Source organism: Cyanobium sp. Candia 9D4 (genome assembly GCF_024346155.1).
Taxonomy (GTDB): domain Bacteria; phylum Cyanobacteriota; class Cyanobacteriia; order PCC-6307; family Cyanobiaceae; genus Cyanobium; species Cyanobium minutissimum.
The window spans coordinates 330836-348912 of the sequence record NZ_JAGQCK010000002.1; the positions used below are offsets into that span (position 1 = coordinate 330836).

General features: G+C 68.8%; 20 protein-coding genes. 11 read left to right on the forward strand and 9 right to left on the reverse strand.

Translation table 11 applies throughout. The annotated features are described in order from the left end of the window. Positions 1-102 precede the first annotated feature (102 nt). From queC to KBZ08_RS06240, 6 genes are all read left to right on the forward strand, one after another. The gene (queC, locus tag KBZ08_RS06215) at positions 103-843 is read left to right on the forward strand and encodes a 7-cyano-7-deazaguanine synthase QueC (RefSeq protein ID WP_254972354.1); all 741 of its coding nucleotides are present in this window, start codon (positions 103-105) and stop codon (positions 841-843) included. After that, the gene (locus KBZ08_RS06220; RefSeq protein WP_254972079.1) at positions 840-2156 is read left to right on the forward strand and encodes an anthranilate synthase component I family protein; all 1317 of its coding nucleotides are present in this window, start codon (positions 840-842) and stop codon (positions 2154-2156) included. Before queC ends, KBZ08_RS06220 begins: the two co-directional genes overlap by 4 nt. Then, positions 2153-3019: an aminotransferase class IV gene (locus KBZ08_RS06225; protein WP_254972080.1), complete on the forward strand. Its 867-nt coding sequence runs from the start codon at positions 2153-2155 to the stop codon at positions 3017-3019. Before KBZ08_RS06220 ends, KBZ08_RS06225 begins: the two co-directional genes overlap by 4 nt. Positions 3020-3045: 26 nt before the next feature. Continuing rightward, positions 3046-3555: a hypothetical protein gene (locus KBZ08_RS06230; RefSeq protein ID WP_254972081.1), complete on the forward strand. Its 510-nt coding sequence runs from the start codon at positions 3046-3048 to the stop codon at positions 3553-3555. 165 nt (positions 3556-3720) lie between these two features. Next, positions 3721-4926 carry a formamidase gene (gene fmdA / locus KBZ08_RS06235; protein WP_015110077.1) on the forward strand — a complete coding sequence of 402 codons (1206 nt, stop codon included), beginning with the start codon at positions 3721-3723 and terminating at the stop codon, positions 4924-4926. Positions 4927-5062: 136 nt separating this feature from the next. Beyond that, positions 5063-5335 carry an FmdB family zinc ribbon protein gene (locus KBZ08_RS06240; RefSeq protein ID WP_106219602.1) on the forward strand — a complete coding sequence of 91 codons (273 nt, stop codon included), beginning with the start codon at positions 5063-5065 and terminating at the stop codon, positions 5333-5335. 79 nt (positions 5336-5414) lie between these two features. Here KBZ08_RS06240 and urtE read toward each other — a convergent pair whose 3' ends face one another. The 6 genes from urtE to ureG all read right to left on the reverse strand — a co-directional run bounded on the left by urtE (position 5415) and on the right by ureG (position 11586). Continuing rightward, on the reverse strand, positions 5415-6140 hold the full coding sequence (gene urtE / locus KBZ08_RS06245; protein ID WP_106219601.1) for an urea ABC transporter ATP-binding subunit UrtE: 726 nt from the start codon (positions 6138-6140) through the stop codon (positions 5415-5417). A gap of 31 nt (positions 6141-6171) precedes the next feature. Then, a complete protein-coding gene (urtD, locus tag KBZ08_RS06250; protein WP_106219600.1) occupies positions 6172-6918 on the reverse strand; it encodes an urea ABC transporter ATP-binding protein UrtD in 747 nt (248 codons plus the stop codon). Between the two features lie 70 nt (positions 6919-6988). After that, complete coding sequence (gene urtC, locus KBZ08_RS06255) at positions 6989-8095, reverse strand: urea ABC transporter permease subunit UrtC (RefSeq protein ID WP_106219599.1); 1107 nt, start codon at positions 8093-8095, stop codon at positions 6989-6991. Between the two features lie 60 nt (positions 8096-8155). Next, positions 8156-9313, reverse strand: coding sequence for an urea ABC transporter permease subunit UrtB (locus tag KBZ08_RS06260; protein WP_106219598.1), 1158 nt, complete (start codon positions 9311-9313; stop codon positions 8156-8158). Positions 9314-9453: 140 nt separating this feature from the next. Further along, positions 9454-10749: an urea ABC transporter substrate-binding protein gene (gene urtA / locus KBZ08_RS06265; RefSeq protein ID WP_106219597.1), complete on the reverse strand. Its 1296-nt coding sequence runs from the start codon at positions 10747-10749 to the stop codon at positions 9454-9456. A gap of 222 nt (positions 10750-10971) precedes the next feature. Further along, positions 10972-11586: an urease accessory protein UreG gene (gene ureG, locus KBZ08_RS06270; RefSeq protein ID WP_106219596.1), complete on the reverse strand. Its 615-nt coding sequence runs from the start codon at positions 11584-11586 to the stop codon at positions 10972-10974. Between the two features lie 65 nt (positions 11587-11651). Between ureG and KBZ08_RS06275 the strand changes: the two genes are divergently transcribed. Together KBZ08_RS06275 and KBZ08_RS06280 are read left to right on the forward strand one after the other, a co-directional pair. Next, the gene (locus KBZ08_RS06275) at positions 11652-12257 is read left to right on the forward strand and encodes a hypothetical protein (RefSeq protein ID WP_254972082.1); all 606 of its coding nucleotides are present in this window, start codon (positions 11652-11654) and stop codon (positions 12255-12257) included. 2 nt (positions 12258-12259) lie between these two features. After that, on the forward strand, positions 12260-13129 hold the full coding sequence (locus tag KBZ08_RS06280; protein ID WP_106219594.1) for an MlaD family protein: 870 nt from the start codon (positions 12260-12262) through the stop codon (positions 13127-13129). A gap of 24 nt (positions 13130-13153) precedes the next feature. Here KBZ08_RS06280 and KBZ08_RS06285 read toward each other — a convergent pair whose 3' ends face one another. Genes KBZ08_RS06285 through ureE form a run of 3 tightly spaced genes read right to left on the reverse strand, consistent with a single transcriptional unit; the run spans position 13154 to position 15443 of the window. Next, a complete protein-coding gene (locus KBZ08_RS06285; RefSeq protein WP_254972083.1) occupies positions 13154-14167 on the reverse strand; it encodes an ABC transporter substrate-binding protein in 1014 nt (337 codons plus the stop codon). After that, positions 14167-14850 carry an urease accessory protein UreF gene (locus tag KBZ08_RS06290; RefSeq protein ID WP_254972084.1) on the reverse strand — a complete coding sequence of 228 codons (684 nt, stop codon included), beginning with the start codon at positions 14848-14850 and terminating at the stop codon, positions 14167-14169. Before KBZ08_RS06290 ends, KBZ08_RS06285 begins: the two co-directional genes overlap by 1 nt. Next, positions 14847-15443 (reverse strand): urease accessory protein UreE, encoded by a 597-nt coding sequence (ureE, locus tag KBZ08_RS06295; RefSeq protein WP_254972085.1) that lies wholly within the window; start codon positions 15441-15443, stop codon positions 14847-14849. Before ureE ends, KBZ08_RS06290 begins: the two co-directional genes overlap by 4 nt. 106 nt (positions 15444-15549) lie before the next feature. On the opposite strand from ureE, the gene KBZ08_RS06300 reads away from it, so the two are divergent. From KBZ08_RS06300 to KBZ08_RS06310, 3 genes are all read left to right on the forward strand, one after another. Next, on the forward strand, positions 15550-16464 hold the full coding sequence (locus tag KBZ08_RS06300) for an urease accessory protein UreD (protein WP_254972355.1): 915 nt from the start codon (positions 15550-15552) through the stop codon (positions 16462-16464). 54 nt (positions 16465-16518) lie between these two features. Beyond that, on the forward strand, positions 16519-17202 hold the full coding sequence (locus KBZ08_RS06305) for a Coq4 family protein (protein WP_254972086.1): 684 nt from the start codon (positions 16519-16521) through the stop codon (positions 17200-17202). Between the two features lie 64 nt (positions 17203-17266). Continuing rightward, positions 17267-18043 (forward strand): sulfite exporter TauE/SafE family protein, encoded by a 777-nt coding sequence (locus KBZ08_RS06310; RefSeq protein ID WP_254972087.1) that lies wholly within the window; start codon positions 17267-17269, stop codon positions 18041-18043. The last annotated feature ends 34 nt before the right edge of the window (positions 18044-18077 follow it).

Below are 18077 nucleotides of genomic sequence, written 5' to 3' on the forward strand. Positions count from 1 at the left end.
ACCGGAAACCGGCGCCACCACCATGGCATCCTCCGTCGCGTCCGGTCGCTCCGCCCCCGGCGCCGCTTCCACAATGGGGGGGCCGTCGTCACCGCTCGCCCCATCACCCGCTCCCCCGCCACGCCCTCCCCACCCCCGCCGCTCGCCATCGCCCTGCTCTCCGGCGGCCTGGATTCGGCCACCGCCGCGGCCCTGGCGATCGAGGCGGGCCACCGGGTCATCGGCCTTTCCTTCGACTATGGCCAGCGCCACCGGCGCGAGCTGGACGCCGCCGCCGCGGTGGCCGGCGCCCTGGCGCTGGAGGAGCACCACGTGATCGCCGTGAACCTGGCGGCCTGGGGCGGCTCGGCCCTCACCGATCCGGCCATCCCCGTCCCCGACGGCGGCGTGGTCGCGGGGGTGATTCCCAGCACCTACGTCCCCGGCCGCAACACGGTGTTCATCGCCCTGGGGCTAAGCCTGGCCGAAGCCCGCGGCGCCACCAGCCTCGTGCTCGGGGTCAATGCGGTGGATTATTCCGGCTATCCCGACTGCCGCCCCGACTACCTGGCCGCCTTCCAGACCCTGGCCGACCTGGCCACCAAGGCGGGACGGGAGGGTCAGGGGGCCCGCCTCTGGGCCCCCCTGGTGGCCTGGGACAAGGCCACCATCGTGCGCGAGGCCCTGCGGCTCGGGGTGCCGATCGCGGCCACCTGGAGCTGCTACAGCGGCGAGGATCTCCCCTGCGGCCGCTGCGACAGCTGCCGCATCCGTGATGCCGCCCTGGTGGCCGCGGGCCGGGCCGACCTGACCAGCGCCGCCGTGCGCGCCGGAGCCGCCCTCGGCGCCGGAGCCGACCGTTGAGGAGCGATCCGCTCCCCTGGCTGGAGCCCCGGGCCCTGGCGCGGGTCCTGGCCGAGCGCTTCGGCCGGGACGGGCTGGTGCTGCTCGACGGCGACGGCAGCCCCCTCGGCTGCCGCGGCGTGCTCGGGGTGGATCCGGTGGCCAGCGTGACCTGCCGGGGGCTGCCGGGCAGTCCGGGGGCAGCCGATCCCTTTGACGTCTTCGCCGATCTGGAGGGCCAGGGGGGACCCTGGCTGGGCTGGCTCGGCTACGAGGCCGGGGCCTGGGTGGAGCCGGCCGGGCACTGGCTGGCCTCCGACATGGCCACCCTCTGGGCGGCCCGCCACGATCCCCTGATCCACTTCGACCGGGGGGAGGGTCGGCTGTGGCTCGAGGGCCAGGACCCGGCCCGGTTCGCGGCCATGGCGGGGCTGCTGGCGGATCCCGCCCTGGCGGCGGCGGTGGCCGGGGCCGGGGAGCGCCCGGCCGAGGGGCCCGGCATCGCCCGCGGCGCCTGGCACTGGCACACCGACCCGGACACCTATGCCGCCCAGGTGGAGATCCTGCGGGAGTGGATCGCCGCCGGCGACCTCTTCCAGGCCAACCTCACCGCCTGCTGCGAGAGCCTGCGGGAGGAGCCGCCCGATCCGCTGGCGCTGTTCCTCCGTCTGGTGGGCCATGGCCCGGCCCCCTTCGCCGGCCTGGCCATCGCCGGTGGGGAGGCGGTGATCTCGGCCTCGCCGGAGCGCTTCCTGCGCCTGCACCCCGACGGCCGGGTGGAGACGCGCCCGATCAAGGGCACCCGGCCCCGCCACGCCGACCCCGACGCCGATGCCGCCCGCGCCGCCGAGCTGATCTGCGACCCCAAGGACCGGGCCGAGAACGTGATGATCGTCGACCTGCTGCGCAACGACCTGGGCCGGGTCTGCGTACCCGGCTCGGTGCATGTGCCCCAGCTGCTGGGGCTGGAGAGCTACGCCCACGTGCACCACCTCACCTCGGTGGTGATGGGACAGCTCGCCGCCGGGCGCGGCCTGGTCGACCTGCTGCGGGCCTGCTGGCCGGGGGGCTCGATCACCGGCGCCCCCAAGGTGCGGGCCTGCCGGCGCCTCAGCCAGCTGGAGCCGGTGCCGCGGGGGCCCTACTGCGGCTCCCTGTTTCACCTGGGAGCCGATGGCGGCTTCGACAGCAGCATCCTGATCCGCACCCTGCTGCAGAAGGATCGGCGCCTGCGGCTGCATGCCGGCGGCGGCATCGTGGCCGACTCCGACCCCGTGGGGGAGGCCCGGGAGATGGGCTGGAAGATCGAGCCGCTGCTGGAGGCCCTGGCATGAGCGCTGGCCCAGCTCCGGCCGGCACGGCCATCGCCTGGATCGACGGGCCGACGCCGGAGGGAACCTGGGGCGATCCGGACCGGCTCTGCCTGCCCCTGAACGACCGCGGCCTGCTGCTGGCTGATGGTCTCTTTGAAACGGTGCTGATCGAAGGGGGGACGCCCCGGCTGCTGGCGGAGCACCTGGAGCGCTGGCGCGTCTCGGCCGCCAGCCTGGGCCTGGCGCCACCCCCCGGGGCCGACCGGGTGCGGCCGCTGCTGGCCGAGGCGGTGGCCCGCAGTGGCCTCACCGGCAGCGGGGCCCTGCGGCTCAACTGGAGCCGGGGCAGCGGCGCCGGCCGGGGCCTGGCGCTGCCGGGGCCGGACGAACCCCAGGGCCGCCCCCGCTTCTGGCTGCAGCTGAGCCCCTGGAGGCCCGCCTCCACGCCGGTGGCGGTGATCGTCAGTGGGGTGGAGCGGCGCAACGCCGCCAGCCTGGTCAGCCGCTGCAAGACCTTCGCCTACGGCGGCGCCATCCAGGCCCTGCGGGAGGCCCGGGCCGCCGGGGCCGATGACGCCCTGCTGCTCGGCAGCGGCGGCGACCTGTGCTGCGGCACCAGCGCGAACCTGCTGGTGCGGCGCAGGGGCGCGTGGGTCACCCCGCCCCTGGAGAGCGGCTGTCTGCCGGGGGTGATGCGGGGCCGCGGCCTGGCCCTGGGGTTGCTGCGGGAGGAGCGGCTGTCAGTGGCGGACCTGCTGGAGAGCGAGGCGGCCCTGCTGGTCAACAGCCTGGGCGGCCGCCCGATCCGGCGCTGCGGGGCCATCGATCTGCCCCTGCCCGCCGGGGTTGATGGCCTCTGGAGACGGCTGCTGGCGTCGTCATAGGTTGGCGCCAGAATCGATCCATCACGTTGTTCGACGCTGTGGGGGGCCTGGGGTCCCGGAAGCACCTGGCAGGACTGCTGGCCGGCTTGCTCGCGGGCACGGGACTCGCCCTGGCCGGTTGCGGCGCCACCCCGAAGGAGGTGGCCGTTCAGGACGCCAAGCCGGGCGACCTGCTGGTGCAGGTGGACGGGAGCCGGGTGGAGCTGGTGCGGGCGTTCCAGCCGGGCGTTGCCAACGGGCTGCACAAGGGTGTGGTGAAGGTCACCTCAGGTGGCGGCGATGCCAAGGGCCAGCTGTACGAAACCACGGCGATCTGCAGCGTCAAGGGAGAGCCGGGCTGGCAATCGTATGACAATATCTATGGGGATCCGATCAGTGATCTCAACGCCAAGAGAACATTTCCGGTCAAGGATCGCTGGCAGTTTCTGTTCCACTTTGATGGCCGCACGGAGCAGGTCGGCAAGCTGGATCCCAGTGTCTGGGTAGCCCGATTGAAGGATAATCTCTGCCGCAAAGGGGATTTCGACGACACCTGATCCCCCGGTGGTCGAGGGGAGGGAGAAAGGTCTCCTGGATGTGAGAATGATTCTTGATCCCGTTCCCTGGAGCGGACACAGGGCCCCAATGTCCTGTAGCAATCGACACTTTCGGGCCGCAGGTCATCCTTTTGGATGGATGGGAAATTGCGCCTCGGTTCTTCGATGCCCAAAACACTCTTCTCCGTTGATCTCACCAAGCCGATGGATCAACAGGACATGCCCGGGCACAACCGCTGGCACCCGGAAATCCCTGCCGTGGCCTCGGTGAACCCTGGCGACGTGTTCCGGATCGAATGCAAGGACTGGACCGATGGTCAGATCAAGAACAATGACGACCCCAAGGACATCGAGGATGTGAATCTCGAGGTCGTTCACGTCCTCAGCGGCCCGATCTGGGTCAACGGTGCCCAGCCCGGCGACATCCTGGTGGTCGACATTCTCGATGTCGGTGCCCTGCAGGGGGATGAGTGGGGCTTCACGGGCATCTTCGCCAAGGAGAACGGTGGCGGATTCCTCACCGATCACTACCCCAAGGCCGCCAAGGCCATCTGGGATCTCGAAGGCATCTACACCTCCTCCCGCCACATTCCCGGTGTCCGTTTCGCCGGCATCACCCACCCGGGCCTGATCGGCTGCGCCCCCTCCCACGAGCTGCTCAACGAGTGGAACCGTCGTGAAACGGAGCTGGTGAAGACCGCCCCCGACCGCCGCACCTACGGCGCCGGCCTCTCCGGCAGCGAGCCCGTGCTGGCGGCCCTGCCCAACCCCAACAGCGCCATCCTCGGCACCCTCCCCGGCAGCGAGTTCGAGCGGGTGGCCAACGAGGCCGCACGCACGGTGCCGCCCCGCGAGCACGGCGGCAACTGCGACATCAAGAACCTCACCAAGGGCACCCGGATCTATTTCCCGGTCTATGTCGAAGGGGCCAAGCTCTCGATGGGCGACATCCACTTCTCCCAGGGGGATGGGGAAATCTCCTTCTGCGGCGCCATTGAGATGTCCGGCTATCTAGACCTCCACGTCGAGATCATCAAGGGCGGCATGGCGAAGTACGGCATGGTCAACCCCATGTTCAAGACCAGCCCGGTGGAGCCCCACTACACCGACTACCTGGTGTTCGAAGGCATCTCCGTGGATGAGTTCGAGGGCAAGCAGTACTACATGGACGTCCACATCGCCTACCGGCGTGCCTGCCTCAACGCCATCGAGTACCTCAAGAAGTTCGGCTACACCGGTGAGCAGGCCTACCTGCTGCTGAGCTGTGCGCCGGTGGAAGGCAGGATCAGCGGCATCGTCGACATCCCCAACGCCTGCTGCACCCTGGCCATCCCCACGGGGATCTTCGACAAGGACATCCTCCCCTGCTGATCAGCAGGCTGGCGGGAGGGGCCTGGATACCAGGCCCCTTTTTCTTGTCTGCCACTGTTCTTGTCTGCCACTGTTCGGGCCTGCCTGTGTTCCTGGCGGCCCTCTCTTTCCTCCCTGTCGTTCCCCTCGTCTTGCGATGCCTGTCTACGAATACAGCTGCAGCAACGGCTGCGACAACTATGAGGTCTGGCGCAGCATCGATGAGCGCCACAAGGAAACCAACTGCCCGAGCTGCAGCGCCGAAGGCCTCCGTGTGTTCACACCGGTCATGTCCCTGAGCGGCCCTTTCCGACTGAAGCAGGAGCAGTCCGAACCGCGTCTGGTTCGCAAGGAAACCAGGGAAGCCACCGGCAAGCCCCGGCTCAAGGAGAGTGGCACCCGTCCCTGGATGCTCAACCGCGGCTGCTGAGCGCCCCACCAAAGCAAAAGTCCCGGGTCGCGCCACCACTGGTGGCCTCGGCCCGGAACTTGCTGTTGCGCCGGAATCCTCAGACCGTGAGGAACTCCTTGATCACGTCGTCGGAGAGCTGGTCGGTCTGGCCGCTGGAGACGATGCCACCGCGCTGCATGGCGTAGTAGAAGTCGGACTGGCGCACGAAGTGCAGGTGCTGCTCCACCAGCAGCACGCTGATGCCGGTCTCCTTCATGATCCGTTGCACCGCATTTTCGATGTCGAGGATGATGGAGGGCTGGATTCCCTCGGTGGGTTCATCGAGGAGCAGCAGCTTGGGCTTGCCCAGCAGGGCACGGGCGATGGCGAGCTGCTGCTGCTGGCCGCCGCTGAGATCACCGCCCTTGCGCTTGAGAAACTTCTCGAGGATCGGGAAAAGATCGAAGATCAGCGGATCGATGTGGCGGTTCTTTTCCAGGCCGCCGGGAAGGGCCTCCATGCCCAGCAGCAGGTTCTCCTTGACGGTCACCTGGGGAATGATGTCCCGGCCCTGGGACACATAGCCGATGCCGGACCGGGCCCGTTTGTAGGGGGGCTGGTTGGTGAGCTGGCCGTCCTGGTAGGTGATCGTCCCGGATCGCTGCTGCAGCAGTCCGATGACGGTCTTGAGGAAGGTGGTCTTGCCGACGCCATTGCGGCCGATCAGGCAGACCATCTTGCCTTCGTGGATGGTCAGATCCACGTTGCGGAGAATGTGGCTCTCCCCGTAATACACATTGAGGTCGGAGACCTGGAGCAGGGGCTGGGCGCTGGTGGTGGACATGGGCTCGCGGTGGGTGATGGTCGGGAAACGATCAGTGTTCGGGCGGCCCCAGGTAGACCTCGATCACCCGCGGATCGGCTTTGACCTTCTCCAGCGGTCCTTCGGTCAGCACCTGTCCCTGGTGGAGCACGGTGACGTCGAAGCCCAGGTCGCGGATGAACTCCATGTCGTGCTCGATCACCACCACGGTGTGGTCGCCGGCGAGGGACTTGATCAGCTCGGCCGTGCGCAGGGTTTCCTCATCGGTGAGGCCGGCCACGGGTTCGTCCAGCAGGAGAACCTCCGGGGCCTGGGCCACCAGGGAGGCAATGGCGAGCCATTGCTTCTGGCCGTGGGACAGGGAGCCGGCCTTGACGGTGGCGAAGGGGGTCAGGCCCACGTAGTTCATGATCCGGTGCACCTCGTCCTTGGAGGACTGGGGCAGACCGGACCCCAGCAGACTGAAGGCGTTCTTGACCGGTGAGGCGGAGAGCTCCAGGTTGCGGAGCACGGTGAGGTTCTCGAACACCCGCGGCGTCTGGAATTTGCGGCCGATGCCGCTGCGCGAGATCTGCTGCTCGGAGACGCCAAGCAGCGACTTGCCCTTGAAGCTCACCGTTCCTTTCGTGGGCCGCACCTTGCCTGTGATGACATCCAGGAAGGTGGTCTTGCCGGCACCGTTGGGGCCGATGATGGACTTCAACTCACCCTTGTAGAGCTTCAGGCTGAGGTCGGTGAGGGCATAGAAGCCATCGAAACTCACGCTGACGTCATTGAGCTCGAGTAGAGGTTCTGACATGGACTTCGGAAGGGTGCGGAATCAAAGGAGCGGTCACAGCAGATGAGCCAGGAAGCGTCTTCCTGGGGGACTAATCCACAGGAACGGCCTCCTTGTCGATCTGGGGGTAGGTCTTGGCCTTCTGGGCGATGCCGAAGGCGGCCAGGAAGGTGCGGAAGCCACCCTTGGTGATCCAGCCGTAGATGCCATCGGGCATCAGGACCACCACGAAGATGAACAGGGCCCCCTGCACGAACAGCCAGGCCTCGGGCAGGGCCTCACTCACCAGGCTGCGCAGGTAGTTCACCAGGGTGGCACCGATGATCGGACCCACCAGGGTGCCCCTGCCGCCCACGGCGACCCAGATCACCATCTCGATCGAGAAGGAGATCGACATGTACTGGGGCGAGACGATGCCGGACTGGACGGTGTAGAGGGCTCCGGAGATGCCGCAGAGGGCTCCGGCCACCAGGAAGACGATGGTCTTGAAGGGGACGGGGTTGAAACCGGCGAAGCGCAGGCGGCTCTCGTCGTCACGGATGGCGATCAGGGCATCACCGAAGCGACCGCTGGTGAAGTAGCGGCAGACCAGAAAGGCCAGGGGCAGCAGCACCACCGTGAGGCGGTAGAACCAGACCTGCATGTCCGGGGAGCCCACCAGCTGGCCGAAGAGTTCGCTGGTGCTGGTCTTGAGACCGTTGGTGCCGTCAAAGAGTTTCTGCTGGCCGTTGAAGAAGTGGAAGAAGACCATCAGAGCCGCCTGGGTGATGATCGAGAAGTACACCCCCTTGATGCGGTTTCGGAAGATCAGCCATCCCACCAGGCCCGCCACCACCGCCGGAATCACCCAGAGGGCAATCAGGGTGAACACCGGTGACCAGAAGGGCTGCCAGAAGAATGGCAGCTGGTCGACGCCGTAGTTCTCGAAGAACTTGGGAATCCCGTTGCCACCCGCCAGGCTCTTGGTGTTGAGCATCAGGTACATGGCCACCGCGTAGCCCCCGAGGGCAAAGAAGATGCCCTGCCCCAGACTCAACAGACCGGTGTATCCCCAGATCAGGTCGATGGCCAGGGCCGTGATCGCCAGGGAGAAATAGCGGCCGAAGAGGTTGAGGCGGAAATCATCCAGCGCTGCCGGCAGGATGAACAGGGCGATCGCCAGCAGAATCCAGGGGACGAGTCGTTGGAAGATTTTCACAGGTAGGGCCTCCTGGTGGGGAGATGGAACGGGAATCTGCAGAGGTTGGGACGGACCGGGTCAGGCATCGACCGAGCGACCCTTCTGGGGGAACATGCCGTTGGGGCGGAACTGCAGGAAGACGATGATGAAGATGAACACCAGCACCAGGGACATGCTGGTGGTGGCGAAGAATTCGATCACCCCTTTCGCCGCCAGTGGCATGTCAGGGAAGATCGTCAGCAGGGTGCCAGAGCCGATCACCGACTGGATGATGCCCAGCAACAGGGAGGCCAGCACGGTGCCCAGCAGGTTGCCGACGCCTCCGAGGACGATCACCATGAAGCAGGAGACGATGTAGGCCGCGCCGAGGTTCGGACCCACCGAACCGAGCAGGGTGATGGCGCACCCGGCCACCCCCGCCAGGCCGGAGCCGATGCCGAAGGTGATGCTGTCGACGCGGTCGGTGGGGATGCCCAGGCAGTTGCTCATCTGACGGTTCTGGGTGACCGAACGGATGCGCAGGCCCCAGACGCTCTTGTTGAGGAACCAGTAGGTGGCCAGCAGCAACAGGGCGGACAGCAGAATGATGAAAATGCGCAGGCCGGGCAGTTCGATCGTGCCGATCATCCCCCAGCTTCCCTGCAGCCATTTCGGGGCGGTGACATCGATGTTGCGCGGACCGAACCAGGCCTTGGAGAGCGGACGGACCTGGTCAAAGAGGTTGACGGCGATCAGGCCGATGCCGATGGCGATCGCCCAGCCCAATCCGTTGAGATAGGTGAAGAAAGGCTTGGCGGAGAACTTCGCTGCGAGCAATTTCGAGATAATGAAGCCAACGCCGACACCCACGAGGATGCCCAGCATCATGGCCGTCGACACGCTCCGAATCAGCTGAATCAGAATCAGGCTGACCCCCCACGTGGCCAGGAGAGTTTCAAGCGGTCGGCCATAGAGCTGCCGGATCAACGTTCTTTCCAGCAGAACTCCAATCAGTGCCGTCACAATGAAGGACAACACCAGCGAGACCGGGAAATACAGTTCGAAGATCACACCACCCATGGGCTTGAAAGCCGATTGCACCACGTAGGTGACATAAGCCCCGAGCATCATGAATTCGCCATGGGCGAGGTTGATGACACCCATCAATCCGAAGACGATGGCCAGGCCTGTCGCTGCCAGCAGCAGCACGGACCCGATGCTGAGGCCATCGAGGATCTGAGAAAAGAAAAGTTCCAACGGAATGAAGGTTGAACGTTAGATCCAGCGCTGCTGAGGCGACGCTGGATCGGGTCGAACGTGGTGGTGTGGCGGACCGGAAAGGGGGCGGTTCCCGCAGGAACCACCCGACTTTCATTCCCTCACGGATGGCTCCGTGATCACATCTTGAACTTGCCGGCGTCAGGCCGATCCTGGGTCCAGTCGCAGGTGAAGCCCTTGGTCTCGGGAACGAACTGGTTCCAGGGAATCGGGGGGATGGCCTTGACGCTGTCGTACAGGATCTTGAACTGGCCGGTGGGCTCCGCTTCGCCGATGAGCACCCGCTCGGAGGTGTGGTGGTTGGGGAACATCTTGATTTCGCCCTGGGGAGCGGCGAAGGTGATCCCGATCATGTTCTGACGAACCTTGTCGAGATCCTCGAAGGTGCCCGCCTTCTCGACGGCGTTCTTCCAGAGGTACACCATGTTGTAGGCGGATTCGGCCGGGTCACCCGTGACGCGGTCGGCCCCGTACATGGCCTGGAAGTCGGAGGTGAACTTCTTGGAGGCCGGGGTGTCCAGGCTCATGAAGAAGTTCCACGCGGCGTAGGTGCCGGTGGTATACTCGGGGCCGATCTGGCGGATCTCCTCCTCGGCGATGGAGAACGACATGATCGGGTACTTGGCCGGATCGATGCCCGAAGCCTTGAACTGCTTGAAGAGGGCGACGTTGGAGTCACCGTTCAAGGTGTTGATGATGATCCCGCCATCCGGGAAGGCTTTCTTGATCTTGGCGATGATCGGAGCCACCTCGGTGTTGCCGAGGGGGATGTAATCCTCGCCGACGGTCTCACCGCCAAGGGCCTTCATCTGCTCCTTGATGATGGTGTTGGCCGTACGCGGATACACGTAGTCGGAGCCCACCAGGTAGACCTTCTTGCCGAGCTTGTCTCCGAACTTATCCATCAGCCACTGAACCGCGGGCTCAGCCTGCTGGTTCGGAACAGCGCCGGTGTAGAAGATGTTCTTCGAGCACTCTTGACCCTCGTACTGAATCGGGTAGAAGAGGATGTGGTTCTTCGACTCGAAGACCGGCAGCATCGCTTTGCGGCTGGCGGAGGTCCAACCACCGAAGACGACGGCGACCTTGTCGGAGTCGATCAGTTTCTGGGCTTTCTCGGCGAAGGTGGGCCAGTCGGAGGCGCCATCTTCGGAAACGGCAACGATCTTGTAGGACTTGCCGCCGACTTTGACGCCGCCGGCGTCATTGATTTCCTTGATCGCCATCTCTTCGACTTCTTTCAAAGTCGTTTCGGAGATGGCCATGGTGCCGCTGAGAGAGTGAAGGATGCCGACCTTCACTTCACCGTCAAAATTGCCGCCGGACCCGGACTCGCCCCCGCAGGAGACGAGGGTTACGCTCACGGCAGTTGCGGCGATTGCAGCTGCCAGTCGCCTTGAAAGATGCAGAGACATTGATGCCTGTTCAAGATGAATTGTAGTCGCCGTAACCGACGGCAAAGGGAAAGGTACGGAAGGACGTGGTTACCCCCGGTATCCAATGAGACAGAAAGCCGCCCAGGGCCCGCCGGAGTGAGGATTTGAACGTCGCAGACCTGTCGATATGTTGCATTACCTACGGTTTTTCTGATCAACGCCTGAAAGGCGAATACCAGAATCCTTGATCGCGTGCTCGACTCAGGCGGCTGCCGGTTCAGGCAGCTGCCGCAGCAGGAAGCTTTCGACCCGATCGAGGCCTTCGCCGCTGCGCAGATTTGTGAAGCACCAGGGGCGACCGCCGCGCATGCGTTCGGTGTCGCTCTCCATCACGGCCAGGCTGGCCCCGACCATGGGGGCCAGGTCGATCTTGTTGATGACCAGCAGGTCGGAGCGGGTGATGCCGGGCCCCCCCTTGCGGGGGATCTTGTCCCCGGCGGCCACGTCGATCACGTAGATGCACAGATCCACCAGCTCCGGGCTGAAGCTGGCCGCCAGGTTGTCGCCGCCGCTCTCCACCAGCACCAGGTCGAGGTCCGGGAAGGCCTCCTCCAGTTCCTGGACGGCCGCCCGGTTGATCGAGCAGTCCTCCCGGATGGCGGTGTGGGGGCAGCCGCCGGTCTCCACGCCCCGGATCCGCTCGGGGGCCAGGGAGCCGGCACGGGTGAGGAACTGGGCGTCCTCCTGGGTGTAGATGTCGTTGGTGACCACCGCCAGCTGCAGCCGCTGCCGCAGCCGCCGGCAGAGCGCGTCGACCAGGGCCGTCTTGCCTGATCCCACCGGACCGGCCACGCCGACCCTCAGTTTGCTGCCCATCGCCCCGGTCCAGGATGGGTGCCATCCTGACGCCAGCGCCGAGGGCTGCGGTGAGTGACGGACCGATGCCGACGCTGATCCGTCGCTTCGAGCGTCTGGATGCCCGACTCGTCGCCTCCGTCATGGGCACGGGGGTGGTGGTCTGCCTGGGGTTCATCGAGCTGCTGCGCAGTCCCCTGCAGCAGCTCTCCAGGGTGACGATCGAACTGCTGGCGGTGCGGGCCCTGCTGTTTCTGGCTCCCCTGCTGGTCAGCCTGTTGCTGCTGCTGCGGGATGGCCCGCTGCTCCTGGGCGGCCGTCGCCCCCCCGCCTCCTGGGGGCCCGACCTGCTGGCCAGCGGCCTGCTGAGCGTCGTGCTGCTGCTCTATTTCATGGCGGCCGTGATCATCACCGCCAGCCTCATGCTCAACCAGGGGGATGGGGTGGCGGAGGTGGGCTTCCTGATCGGCCAGCTGGAGCCGGCCCGCTTCGCGGCCGCCCTGGCCAGGGCGGCCGCCTATGGCGGGATCTGCGCCGCCATCTGCCTGCAGCAGGCCCGGCGCAGCGCCTCCGGCGAGGTGGGGATGGCCTCGGGCATGGCCCGGTCGCTGCGGCTGGGCATCGGGGTGATGGTCTGCCTCGATGTGCTCTGGACGATCGTCGTCGATCCCCTGCGCATGGGAGGAACCTGACCGTGTCCACCTCCGCCAGGCCGCGGCGCCCCGGCCCCCAGAGCCTGGTCTTCCTGGCCGGAGCGGTGGCCCTGCTGGGGGTGTTCGTGCTCGGGATCGCCCGCTCCGGCAACTGGCTGGCGCCCAGCGTCCGCCTGCAGTTCCGCACCCTCGACGCCGCCGGCCTGCAGACGGGCATGGCGGTGCGCATCTCGGGGTTCGCCGTCGGCCAGGTGCGCCGGATCGTGCTGCAGCCCGATGCCCAGGTGCTGGTGGAACTGGAGCTGCGGGACCCCTACCGCTCCATGGTGGGTCGCCGCAGCCGGGCCGAACTGGCCCAGCTGGGGCTCCTGGGCGACAACTACATCGCCATCACCCCCGACCCGGCGGCGATCGGCCAGCCCCCGATCGGCGACGGCGAGACGCTCGTCTTCACCAGCCGGCCCGACATCGACGACCTGATCGCCGAGGTGGCCAGCAGCCGCATCCCCCTGCAGCGGGCCGTCAGCAGCGGCCTGACCCTGGCGGAGACCCGCCTGCCCCGCAGCCTCGACGAGCTCGATCGCACCCTGGTCGCCAGCCGTCGCCTGGCGACGCGCCTGGAGGCGGACACCCGCCGCAGCAGCAGCGAACTGAATCGCACCCTGGGGGCTACCCGCGCCCTGGCCGAGCGGCTGGAGGACCGGGCTGACGGCACCGCCGCGGATCTGTCCGCCCTGATCCGGCGGCTGGAGAGCACCGAATCCCAGACGCGGCCGCTGCTGCTCCAGACCCTGCGCGAGCTCTCCACCATGGCCACCGCCACCAACCGCCTGGTGAAGACGCTCAACGAGAGCTGGGTGATCGAACTGATCGAGCGGACCGGGGAGCCCCGACGCGAGCGGGACCGCTGAGCGCCGCGACGGCTGCCGGCGGCGTCACCCCTCCACCCGGTCGGCCTGGCGCAGCAGCGGCGGCGGCAATGTCACTCCGATGGCCCGGGCCGTGCGGCGATTCAGCAGCAGCAGCTTCCGGGTCACCGGCACGAAGGCCATCGTGGCGGGGGAGCGGCCGCGCAGCACCTGCACCGCCAGGGCTCCGGCCTGGGCCCCGTCGGCCTCCGGATCCCAGCCCACCACCGCCAGGCACCCCGGCGTGGTGATGTCGGACGGGTCGACGGAATAGACCGGCAGGCGATGGCGCAGGCCGGCTGCCGCCAGGGCGGGGAAGCCCACGCTGGTGGCGTAGTCGCCCACCCGCACCAGGGCCCCCACCCGGTGGCCGGCCAGGGCGTCGGCCGCCCGGGTCACCTCCGCCGGCCCCGCCACCGGCTCGACCATCACCGCCAGGGAGCGCGGCGCCGCTTCCCGGCGCAGCAGCTCGGCTTCGAAGCTGGCGTTGGCCTCGGAGGGGTTGTAGACGAGCCCGACACTGGCCAGGCCGGGCCTGATCCGGCTGGCGAGATCGAGCTGCTCGGCCAGGGGATTGGTGCTGACCGTGCCTACCACATTGGGCCGGTGGCGGGTGTAGCTGGTGCCGGCCCCGGCCCCCCACGGGTTGGAGCAGTAGCAGAACACCACGGGCACCCGAGCCGGCGCGATCGCCAGGATCGCCGCCAGGGGCGGGGTACCGATGGCCACGAGCATGTCGACCCCGGCCTCCAGCAGCTCCTCCACCTGGGCGCGGCAGGTGGCCATGCTGCCCGCGGCGAAGCGCTCCAGCAGGGTCACGCCGGCCGGTGCCCGGAAGCCGCCCTTGGCCAGGCCCCGCACGAAGCCGCGGCGGGCGGCATCGGGGCCGGCCCCCCGCACGTATTGGACGATCCCCAGTCGCGGCGGACCCGGCGGCCGGCGGCGGGCGTTGCAGCCGGCGGCCAGGAGGGTTCCGGCGGCGGCGGCCCCGCCCAGCAGGCCCAGCGCCTGGCGCCGGCTGGCCCCTGCCGTCGTGGCCATCAGCTGCGGAACAACCGGGAATACAGCTCACCATGACTCAGCTGGGCCAGGCCCGCCCCCACCCCCCCGTTCCAGAGGGCTTCGGGATCGGCCGCCACCAGCTCCGCCGCCCGGGCAGCGACGGCGGGCGCCAGGGCCAGCTGCAGCCGCTGGGCTTCGGTGGGGCCCAGGGGCACCAGCCGCACGGCGGCGCTGAGCTGGGTGGCGATCCAGCCGTAGAGGTAGGCCTCGACCACCTCTTCGGGCCCGATCTCCAGGGCCACCCCGGCCCAGGCCCAGGCCGCCGGCCAGGCCAGCCGAGCTGGCTGCTCCCCGGGCAGGGGCAGGTCCAGGTCGGCCAGCAGCTGCAGCAGGGAGCGGCCCATCTGGCGCTGCTGGGCCCGCACCTCGGCCGCCTCCCGCTGGGCCAGCAGCCAGCCGTCCAGGTCCAGCACTTCCCCACGGGCCGGCCCGTCCGGGGACCCACGCCAGCGGGTGAGCCCCTGCATCAGTCGGCCCAGGCTGGCGGCCTCGATCGCCAGCGCCCCCCGGGCCAGCTCCGCCTCCAGCCAGTGGGCCACCGCCTCGGCGTCGCCCAGCTCGCCGGCCTGCACGAGCACCTCCAGGCCCTCGGAGTAGCTGAAGGCCCCCACCGGCAGGGCGGGACTGACGAGTTGGAACAGCCGCAGCCGGGTGAGGCTCATGGGTGGGCATGGTCCTGGTGACCATGATCCTGATGGCCATGGGGGTGGTGGTGGCCGTGGCCGGAGGGGGTGTAGGCCCCGGGCTCGGGCTGAAAGGGCCCCATCGTCCGCTCCACGCTCAGACCGCGGTGCCGCAGCAGATCCTCGAGCACGCTGTCGACCCCCAGGCGCAGCGCGTCGCGGTGCAGTTCCATGGCCACGTGGCGGTTGCCCAGGTGATAGGCCGCCTGCAGCAGGGCCAGGGGGTCGGCGGCACGCACCACCATCAGCGGCTCATCGGCGGCCTCCACCACCACCAGGGGTCCACCGGCCTCCGGTGCCAGCCGGTCGCCGGGTTCCAGGGCCCCGCCGCGGGGCAGCTGCAGCAGCAGGTCCCGTCCACAGGCGCTGCGGCGGTGGCCCCGCAGGCTGGTGCGCTCGTCGGCCCGGAGCGGCAACCGCAACCTCGCCTCCGGCTCCGCCGCCGTTTCCGGACCTGGCGCCTCGCCCTGGCGCAGGTGCCGCACCAGCACCAAGGGCCCGGCGGCGGCGGCAACCGTCACATCAGCCGTGGCGTCGGACACCGTGCCGTCGGAAACCGTGGGGCCGGGCATGGAGCAGGCCGGGGGTGAGGGATCGTCCACCCTGGCCAGCCGCCGGCCGGCGGCCGTGTGTCGGGCGCTACCGAATCCCGCCCCCTGGGGACCCAGCATCGGCGCCATGCAGCTCACCGCCCCTGCCCCCTGGCGAGCCCAGGCCCGGCTTCGTTTCGAGACCGGCACCGGCGTGGACGGCGCCACCCGGCACCAGGGCGGGGCGACGGCGCCGCTGAAGATCCAGCGGGCCTTCGCCGCCGCCGATGGCCGCTGCGAACTGCCCTTGCTGCACACCGGCGGGGGCCTGGTGGGCGGCGATGAGCTGGCCATCGAGGCCGAACTCGGCGCCGGCAGCCGCGCCCTGATCACCAGCGTGGCGGCCCAGAAGGTCTACGGAACCGTGGGCCGCTCCCGGCGGGTCCCCGCCGGCAGCTGGACCCACCAGAGCCTCGACTTCCGCCTCGCCGCCGGGGCCGACCTGGAGTGGCTGCCCCAGGAGCTGGTGGTCTTCCGGGACGGCCTGTTCCAGCAGACCTGTCGGGTGGAGCTGGCTGAAGGGGCGAGCTGGCTGGGGGCGGAGGTGGTGCGGCTGGGGCGCAGCGCCGACGGCGAGACGCTCGGATCCGGCCGCTGGCGCTCCCTGCTGGAGATCCGGCGGGAGGGGCAGTGGGAACTGGTGGACCGGCTGGAACTGGGCGGTGCCAGCCTGGAGAGCCCCCACGGCCTGGGGGGCCAGCCAGTGTTCGCCAGCCTGGTGTGGGCCGCCCCGGCGCCGGTGGGCGAGTCCCTGCTGGAGGCCTGCCGCGCCGAGCGGCACGGCCTGGAGGGGGCGATGGCCTGCGGCCGGCTGGAGCGGGGCCTGTTGGCCCGCTACCGGGGCCGCTCCACCCAGGCGGCCCGCTTCTGGTTCACGCGCATCTGGGCCCGGATCCGGGCCGAGCGGGGCCTGGGGGCTCCGGTGCTGCCCCGGGTCTGGCCGTTCCAGGAGCAGCCCCTGAACCAGGACCCGCTGCCGGTGACCACGGCCCGCAGCTGGTGACCCCCGGCCAGGCGCAACAACGGGCCTAGGTTCGCCCCAGGCGCCGTCCCCCCGATGCATCGCTTCCAGCTCTCCCTGCAGGCCCTGGGCCAGGCGCGCCACCTGATCGCCGTGGGCCGCAGCCAGGGGGATCTCGCCCGGATCGCCGATCTGGTCGACAGCTTCCTGGACACCCCCCAGATGGCCGCCTGCATCGCCCGCTTCCGGGCCCTGCCGGGCGGGGCGGCGATGATGGACGAACGCTACCCGCCCCTGCAGCCGGATCTGGAGCGGCTCGAGGCGCTGCCGGAGGGGAGCCTGGGGCGCACCTACGCCGCCCTGATCCGACGCTTCAACTACGACCCTGAATTCTTCCGCCCCCGTCCCGTCGACACGGAGGGCCGCTGGCTCACCCAGCGGATCGCCACCACCCACGACATCCACCATGTGGTCAGCGGTTTCGGCACGACGCCGTTGGGGGAGAACGGCGTGCTGGCCATCACCGCCGTGCAGATCGGCTTCCCCGCCTATGTGAGCCTCACCCACGCCGCCCAGATCGCCGGGTTCCGCTTCAGGCTCGACGGCTACGAGAGCCTCAGCCGCTCCATCAGCCATGGCACCACGATCGGCTTCACCGCCCATCCCTTCGCCACGGCGCGCTGGGAGGAGGGCTGGGAGCTGCCGGTGGCGGAGTGGCGCCAGCGGCTGGGGGTGACCCTGCCGGCGGATGGGGAGTCCTATGGGATCCTCCAACCCTGACCGGCCGTCCTGGGAGTGTGGTGGCCCCTGTCACCTGGGCCCCCTTGAGTTTCCCCGTCCGCCCATGAGCAGCGATCTGCCCTTCGGGATCCAGGCGCTGGTGGCGTTCCTGGCGGCGATCGCCGCCGGCGGGATCAACGCCCTGGCCGGCGGCGGGTCGTTGATCAGCTTTCCCGCCCTCACGGCCATCGGCCTGCCGGCGGTGATGGCCAACATCACCAACACCGTGGCCCTGGCCCCCGGCTACCTGGGCGCCACCGTGGCCCAGCGCCAGGACCTGCAGGACCAGCAGCGACGCCTCTGGCTGCTGCTGCCGGCGGGTGCCGCCGGCGGCCTGGTGGGCGGCCTGCTGCTGCTGCACACCGGCGAGCGCCTGTTCACCCAGCTGGTGCCGTTCCTGATCCTGTTCGCCTCGGGGCTGCTGGCGGTGCAGGAACCCGTGCGCCGCTGGGTGCAGCGCCGCTCCGAGCGCCACGGCCGCCGCCCCTCGGAACTCTGGGCCGTGCCGCCGGTGTTCCTGGCGGCCATCTACGGGGGCTTCTTCGGCGGCGGCCTGAGCGTGATCGTGCTGGCGGTGCTGGCCCTCAGTCTCGATGACACCCTCACCCGCCTCAACGGCCTCAAGCAGGCGGTGGCGTTCGCCACCAACCTCACCGCCGCCGCCTTCTTCCTCTTCTCCGGCCAGGTGGCCTGGGCCCTGGCGGCGGTGATGGCCATCGGCGCCATCCTCGGCGGAGCGCTGGGCGGCCGGCTGGCCGGCCGGATTCAGCCAGCCACTCTCCGCACCCTCGTGGTGGTGGTGGGCGTGCTGGTGGCGCTGCTGTACTTCCTCAAGACCTGAGCCGAGGCCCCCTGATGGACCAGCCGGACAACGC

Coding starts and splice junctions, on each gene's coding strand:
- urtE (WP_106219601.1), bottom strand. CDS start 6,140: ATGTCCACCACCAGCGCCCAGCCCCTGCTCCAGGTCTCCGACCTCAAT.
- KBZ08_RS06275 (WP_254972082.1), top strand. CDS start 11,652: ATGCCGACGCTGATCCGTCGCTTCGAGCGTCTGGATGCCCGACTCGTC.
- ureG (WP_106219596.1), bottom strand. CDS start 11,586: ATGGGCAGCAAACTGAGGGTCGGCGTGGCCGGTCCGGTGGGATCAGGC.
- KBZ08_RS06305 (WP_254972086.1), top strand. CDS start 16,519: ATGCATCGCTTCCAGCTCTCCCTGCAGGCCCTGGGCCAGGCGCGCCAC.
- KBZ08_RS06310 (WP_254972087.1), top strand. CDS start 17,267: ATGAGCAGCGATCTGCCCTTCGGGATCCAGGCGCTGGTGGCGTTCCTG.
- urtA (WP_106219597.1), bottom strand. CDS start 10,749: ATGTCTCTGCATCTTTCAAGGCGACTGGCAGCTGCAATCGCCGCAACT.
- fmdA (WP_015110077.1), top strand. CDS start 3,721: ATGCCCAAAACACTCTTCTCCGTTGATCTCACCAAGCCGATGGATCAA.
- ureE (WP_254972085.1), bottom strand. CDS start 15,443: ATGCCCGGCCCCACGGTTTCCGACGGCACGGTGTCCGACGCCACGGCT.
- KBZ08_RS06300 (WP_254972355.1), top strand. CDS start 15,550: ATGCAGCTCACCGCCCCTGCCCCCTGGCGAGCCCAGGCCCGGCTTCGT.
- KBZ08_RS06225 (WP_254972080.1), top strand. CDS start 2,153: ATGAGCGCTGGCCCAGCTCCGGCCGGCACGGCCATCGCCTGGATCGAC.
- KBZ08_RS06290 (WP_254972084.1), bottom strand. CDS start 14,850: ATGAGCCTCACCCGGCTGCGGCTGTTCCAACTCGTCAGTCCCGCCCTG.
- KBZ08_RS06240 (WP_106219602.1), top strand. CDS start 5,063: ATGCCTGTCTACGAATACAGCTGCAGCAACGGCTGCGACAACTATGAG.
- urtD (WP_106219600.1), bottom strand. CDS start 6,918: ATGTCAGAACCTCTACTCGAGCTCAATGACGTCAGCGTGAGTTTCGAT.
- KBZ08_RS06285 (WP_254972083.1), bottom strand. CDS start 14,167: ATGGCCACGACGGCAGGGGCCAGCCGGCGCCAGGCGCTGGGCCTGCTG.